Annotated in this window: 2 protein-coding genes; both read right to left on the bottom strand. The window is 66.3% G+C overall.

All coding sequences use genetic code 11. The features are described 5' to 3' along the window. The coding region (locus JCM25156_RS32270) for a sulfatase-like hydrolase/transferase (RefSeq protein ID WP_407637139.1) at window positions 1-220 on the bottom strand (220 nt) is incomplete at its 3' end. Beyond that, window positions 139-1003: sulfatase-like hydrolase/transferase (locus JCM25156_RS26025; RefSeq protein ID WP_242402741.1), on the bottom strand; the 865-nt coding region annotated here is incomplete at its 5' end. The genes JCM25156_RS26025 and JCM25156_RS32270, both read right to left, overlap by 82 nt.

The raw sequence follows: 1003 nt of genomic DNA, 5'->3' as shown, positions 1-1003 counted from the left end.
CCGCCTGCGCGGCTTGCGGGTGGGCGGCCTGCCAGGCGGCGGATGTCCAGAGATAGAACGGAATCTCATAGGCCGCGCGCACATCCCCATGCATGGGGATGCCGGCGGTGCATTCATCCACCCGCACCCCGTGATCCGCTACATAGAACAGCGCCGCCGAACCGCCATGGTCCCGCAGGGTCGCGACCACATGGGCCAGGACATGATCGGTATAGGCGATGCTGTCATCATAGGGCCTGCCAACCCCGCCAAACGCGGCGGGGTAACGGTCGGCCGCGTTTCATGGCTGCCGAACAGATGCAGCACGATGAAAACCGGCCCCTTCGCCCCCCTGATCGCATCATCCACCACCGGCAGCATCCGTTCATCCAGCACCGGGCGGCTCATCAGGCCGCCATGGACGGTGGTGTAGGCAATATGGTCCGCCTGCTCGGAATAGGCGCCGATCACACTGTCATACGGGCCGAGGCGGGGGTGGTTGCTGATCCACCATGTATCGTATCCCGCCGCATTGAACACCGAGACGAGATCATGCCCCGGCGTGGCCCCCGGACGCAGCCGGTCATAACCCGACAGGATGACCGGCACCGCGCCGACCGTGTAATCGAAGGGGGTCACCATATCATCAAAACGCAGCAGGCCCGCGACCTGCTCCATTTCCGGGGTGGTGGGCACGCCGTAACCGTACAGATGGTGGTGGTCGCGCCGCGCGCTTTCCCCTATGGCCAGCACGATGACCTGCGGCGTGCCGGGCTGCGGCGGGTTCAGGAAATGGACGGGCTCATGGCTGATACGCCGCGCCATGTCGGTCACGCGCCGTGTTTCACGCCGGGCGGCGACATAGCCCGTCAGCAGGCTCCACGGCCATGCGCGGTCGAAACGGGAATGAATGGCCACCATCGGGTTTTCGGTCCCGCCGCGCGTGGGGGGCAGATGCTGCCATAACCGCACCGTCGGCACCACGATCCACGCCACCAGCACGCCCGCGCCGATCAGGCGCGCC

It is taken from the genome of Komagataeibacter kakiaceti JCM 25156, from assembly GCF_000613305.1.
This window is presented reverse-complemented; position numbering and strand designations above follow the sequence as displayed.